This is a genomic window from Micromonospora craterilacus (genome assembly GCF_003236315.1).
Lineage (GTDB): Bacteria > Actinomycetota > Actinomycetes > Mycobacteriales > Micromonosporaceae > Micromonospora > Micromonospora craterilacus.
Genome location: NZ_POTY01000351.1, coordinates 1 through 4742, shown reverse-complemented (window position 1 = coordinate 4742; position 4742 = coordinate 1). Strand labels below are relative to the sequence as shown.

5 protein-coding genes are annotated in these 4742 nt (G+C 69.9%); 2 read left to right on the top strand and 3 right to left on the bottom strand.

Going from position 1 to position 4742, the window contains the following annotated elements; translation table 11 throughout:
- Nucleotides 1-59 precede the first annotated feature (59 nt).
- Both coaD and rsmD read right to left on the bottom strand, forming a co-directional pair.
- Nucleotides 60-542, bottom strand: a complete 483-nt coding sequence (gene coaD, locus C1I95_RS31900) for a pantetheine-phosphate adenylyltransferase (RefSeq protein WP_111219576.1) — start codon at nucleotides 540-542, stop codon at nucleotides 60-62.
- Entirely contained in the window at nucleotides 539-1102 is a 564-nt protein-coding gene (gene rsmD / locus C1I95_RS31895; protein WP_111219578.1) for a 16S rRNA (guanine(966)-N(2))-methyltransferase RsmD, read from the bottom strand. The genes coaD and rsmD overlap by 4 nt, the downstream gene beginning before the upstream one ends.
- Nucleotides 1103-1459: 357 nt before the next feature.
- Here rsmD and C1I95_RS35535 point away from each other — a divergent pair, with 357 nt between their 5' ends.
- Nucleotides 1460-2488 (top strand): cell wall anchor protein, encoded by a 1029-nt coding sequence (locus tag C1I95_RS35535; RefSeq protein WP_158566514.1) that lies wholly within the window; start codon nucleotides 1460-1462, stop codon nucleotides 2486-2488.
- Between the two features lie 403 nt (nucleotides 2489-2891).
- Nucleotides 2892-4394 carry a cell wall anchor protein gene (locus C1I95_RS31885; RefSeq protein ID WP_111219574.1) on the top strand — a complete coding sequence of 501 codons (1503 nt, stop codon included), beginning with the start codon at nucleotides 2892-2894 and terminating at the stop codon, nucleotides 4392-4394.
- Between the two features lie 91 nt (nucleotides 4395-4485).
- Here the strand turns inward: C1I95_RS31885 and C1I95_RS36750 are convergent.
- A partial coding sequence (locus C1I95_RS36750; protein WP_233514011.1) for a septum formation family protein occupies nucleotides 4486-4742 on the bottom strand: 257 nt, incomplete at its 5' end.

Below are 4742 nucleotides of genomic sequence, written 5' to 3'. Positions count from 1 at the left end.
GGGGGATATCGGGGCAAGAACGCGACCGAAAGTGCAAGATCGACGCAGTGGTGACCGGGTCAGGCTGGTGGGGTGAGGCGGGTTTTGAGGGCTTCGCGGACCACGTCGGGGACGTGGGGGGTGACGTCGCCGCCCCACTTCGCCACGTCCTTGACGAGGCTGGAAGAGAGGAACGAGTAGAGCGGGTTGGTCGGCATGAACAGCGTCTCGACCCCGGCGAGGCCGATGTTCATCTGGGCCATCTGCAACTCGTAGTCGAAGTCGCTGACCGCCCGCAGGCCCTTGATCAGTACGGTCGCCCGCTGGGCCCGGCAGAAGTCCACCAGCAGCCCGCGGAACCACTCCACCCGGACGTTGTCGTAGGAGGCGGTCACCTCGCGGAGCATGTCGATGCGCTCCTCGACGGTGAACAGGCCGGTCTTCGACTGGTTGACCAGTACGCCGACGATCACCTCGTCGAACAGCCGGCTGGCCCGGCCGATGATGTCGAGGTGACCGTTGGTGACCGGGTCAAAGGAGCCGGGACACACCGCACGTCTCATGATCGGCGACCGTACCAAAGGGTGGTCTCGCCGTAACGGCGACTGCGCAGGCCAGTGACGCTCTCCACCCACTCGACCGGCCCGCTCCGGCTGGACCGTTCCACCACCACCAACGCGTCGGGCGCCAACCAGCCTCCGTCGACCAACGCCGCGAGCATCGCGGTCACGCCCTCGTCCGGCAGCGCGTACGGCGGATCGGCGAAGACCACGTCGTACGGATCGCCGTCCGGGCCGGCGGCCAGCACCGTGCCGACCTTGCCGGTGACCAACCGGGCGGCGGGTGCCACCCGCAGGGCGGCCACGTTCTCCCGGATCACCCGGGCGGCACGCGCGTCGGACTCGACCAGCAGCACATGTGCGGCCCCCCGGGACAGCGCCTCCAGCCCGACCGCGCCCGAGCCGGCGTACAGGTCCGCGAAGCGCGCACCGTCGAGGTCGATCTCCGCCTGCACCGCGCTGAACAGCGCCTCGCGTACCCGGTCGGAGGTGGGTCGAGTGCCGGCGCCCGGCGGTGCGGTGATCCGCCGGCCGCCGAGACTGCCGGCGACGATCCGGGTCATCGCCTGCACCTGCTCATGCCGCCACCCCGCTGCGCTCGGCGTCGACCTGAGCAGTTTCCGCACTGCGCTGCTGATTCGCTCGCTGCCGCTCGCTCATGCCGTCACCTGCCGGTCGCTCATGCCCCGACGCTACGCGACGCCCCAGCCGACGTCGGACGACCGGCACTTGATCGCTCCGCAGCCATCCGAGGACTTTCCGTATATGTAAGATCACAGATTAACAACAAGATCCTTAGGCGTCGCTGAAGGGCAAGACAAGTCACGCCAGATCGATAAGGTCTGCCGGGTGTCGGGCGCGGTGTGTTGCTTCCCGCCCGCCTGATGTCACCTCCGAGTTCCCTCCAATCAGGAGTAGACGTGAACCGTCTGAACTTCCGGCGTGTGGCGGCGGCTGCCGCCGGCGCGCTGATCGGCCTGGCCGGCGTCGCCGTGGTCGCCTCCCCCGCCAGCGCCCACCACCCGGTCATCAAGGGCGTTGGCTGCAAGCTGAAGAACGGTGACGTGAAGGTCGAATGGACCGTCACCAACAGCGAGTCCCGGTGGGAGGCCGAGATCACCCGGGTGTCCTCGCCGTCCCGCTCTTCGATCACCAACATCGTGGTCGGCGCTAAGCTGCCGAAGCTGGGCGAGGGTTCGCTGGTCGGCGAGCAGCTCGTGCCCCGCGGCAATGCCGCCCACCTGACGGTGACGGCGGTCTGGACGAAGGACCGGTCGACCGTCACCAACACCCGCACCGAGAAGGCGAAGGTCACCGGTTGGTGCCCGAAGCCCCAGCCGAGCCCGTCGCCCACCACGGAGCCGGAGCCGACCACCGAGCCGACGCCGGAGCCGACCACGGAGCCGACCACCGAGCCGGAGCCGACCACGGAGCCGACGCCGGAGCCGACTACCGAGCCGGAGCCGACCACCGAGCCGACCACGGAGCCGGAGCCGACCACCGAGCCGACGCCCGAGCCGTCGCCGACCGACGAGCCGGTCGTGCCGGAGCCGGGTGAGCCGACCTTCGAGCTCACCGAGACCTGCGACGAGCTGATCTTCGGGATCGACAACCCGGCCGACGGCATCGCCTTCACGGTCACCCTGACCTCCGAGAAGGGCACGGTCAAGACGCTGGAGGCCGTTCCGGGCGAGAAGACCGAGGTCGCGTTCGACGCCTACGACGGCCTGGTCGTCACGCCGAGCCTTGTGGACGAAGAGGGCGTGTTCGAGGGCGAGCCGGTGGCGTGGGAGCAGCCGGAGGGCTGCGCCGGTGGTGGCGGCGGCGGCGGTCTGCCGGTCACCGGTGCCGCGACGGGCGGCATCATCGCCGGTGCCGCTGTGCTGCTGGCCGCTGGTGGGGCGATGTTCCTGGTGGCCCGCCGTCGTCGGCTGCGCTTCACCGCCTGACGTGAACTGACCCGAGCCTGAAACCGAGGGCGCGTCGACCAACCGGTCGGCGCGCCCTCGGCGCGTTCGGCCCCGCCCTGCCCGCGCAGCGCCAGTGCGGCACGCGACGCCGTCCGGCATGACGAATGCGCGATGGGCCGGCTCCGCAGCCAAAGCGGACATCGACGCATGGAGCGCCCACACGGTCACGAGCCGTACATCAATGGTTTCGCATTCATAACATCATTCTTAGGTGTGACTGAAGGCTGTATCGACACTCACGATCTCGCTAGGGTCTGCCGGGTGCCGGCTTTATCGCCGCCGGCCCGTGGCACGGGAGGCACCGTCTGAGGCGCGGCAAGCTCCGCCAGCGCCGTCCGTCCACCCGTGCGGAACCTGACGCTTCTTCACCCCGGGAGTACGCGTGATCCGACCCAAGCTGTCGCTGCGGCGACCGCTGGCTGTCCTGGCAGCCACCCTCATCGGCATGACCGGAGCAGCGGCGGTGGCCACTCCGGCCAGCGCCCACCACACCACCATCACCGGCACCGTCGTCTGCGACCAGCTCAGCGGCGAGCGGGTGATCACGTGGACGGTGGCCAACAGCGAACGTGACAAGGCCGCCACGATCAGGAAGGTGACCGCCGAGCCGTCGACCCCGGTCAAGGTGCTCGTACCGGGCGCCGACGCCGTCGACCTGGAGGGCGTGGCGATCGTCCGGAACGGTTCCGTCGAGGCCGTTCAGCGGGTGCCGGGTGACACCGCGACCGCCAAGCTCACCGTCGAGGCCCGGTGGGACAACAAGCGCGAGAAGACCAACAGCGGCACCGTCAACCTCGGCGGCGACGCCCCGTGCGCCCCGGCACCGAAGTGCATCGACGCCAGCCAGGCGAAGTACAGCCACACCTTCGACGGCCCGAAGGGTACGGCGACCGTCAAGCTGGAGGGCGACCTGCCGCTCTGTGGTGAGGAGAAGCAGTACTTCACCCTGGTGTCCTACTTCGCGCCCCGGCCGCAGTTCGCCACCCCGCAGTATGTCTACGGCGCGCCGGACAGCAACTTCCTCGGCGGCACCCAGACCGAGATCGAGCTCAACGTCGGCATCCCGGACTGCCACACCCAGGTCGACCTGATCTGGGGCGGCGTGGACGAGGTCATCGACCCGCTGGTCGAGGACGGCCCGCGCTACGGCGCCAAGAAGCTGGGTGACCGGGAGGCACCCGGCAACCGCTCGGCCGGCCCGCCCGGCTGGTACAACGGCGGTGACAAGAGCTGCAGCACCCCGGCCTCCACCTTCGCCTCCGCCTGCGACGGCACCGTGACCGTCTCGCTGAGCAACGACGGTTCGATCTCGAAGTACCCGGTCGAGTTCGAGGTCCGGGGCGAGAACGGCTGGTCCAAGACGGTCACCGTCGAGCCGGGCAAGGCCGACAACGAGACCGTGGTGCCCGCCGCCAACGCCGGCAAGATCGAGGTGCTGGTCGACGGCAAGGTGATCGAGAACGGCACGTACTCCTGGGAGCGTCCCGAGGACTGCCCGCTGCCGACGGTGACCACCGACGCCGACTGCGAGACCTTCGCGCTGACCGCCTCGAACCCGGAGGGTGGCGTACCGGTCAAGGTGGAGTTCACCTACGGCGACAAGACCGAGACCCGGACCGTCGAGCCGGGCAAATCGGAGAAGGTCACCTTCCCGGCCGGTGACGACGAGGCGGCGCTGGTCGCCCTGCCGGAGCTGGGGCTGGAGCTTGAGGTCATCTACGCACCCGAGGGCTGCGGCGGCGGTGGCGGCGGCGAGGAGCCGCCCGGCCTGCCGGTGACCGGCGCGGCGGCCGGCGGCATCGCCGCGGGTGCCATCGCCCTGCTGGCGGTGGGCGCGGTGCTGTTCGTGCTGGCACGGCGTCGGCGGATCCACTTCACCGTGTGAGCTGACCGTTAAGAAGGGCCCTTCCTCTACCGGAGGCGTTAAGAAGGGGCCCTTCCTTTCAATCGCTGAGGGCGTGCCGGCTGGCGCGCCCTCAGCCTTTTTCGAGGTACTCGGCGCGGTCGGCGTCGACCAGGGCCGCGACCGAGGCGGCCAGCGCCGGATGCCGGGCCAGTTCGGGATCCTCCTCGACCAGGGTGATCGCCTCCGCCCGGGCGTCGCGGATCAGGTCACAGCGGTACCACCGCGAGCCGGCCGCCCAGCCCGGCCCGGACGGCACCGCGACCGCCAGCCGGATCCGGCCGGCCCGCCAGTTGTCACCGACGTAGCCGTTAGCCCGGTTGTCGCAGT

Excerpts from the sequence above, each read along its gene's own strand:
- rsmD (WP_111219578.1), bottom strand. The coding sequence starts at position 1,102 with ATGACCCGGATCGTCGCCGGCAGTCTCGGCGGCCGGCGGATCACCGCA.
- coaD (WP_111219576.1), bottom strand. The coding sequence starts at position 542 with ATGAGACGTGCGGTGTGTCCCGGCTCCTTTGACCCGGTCACCAACGGT.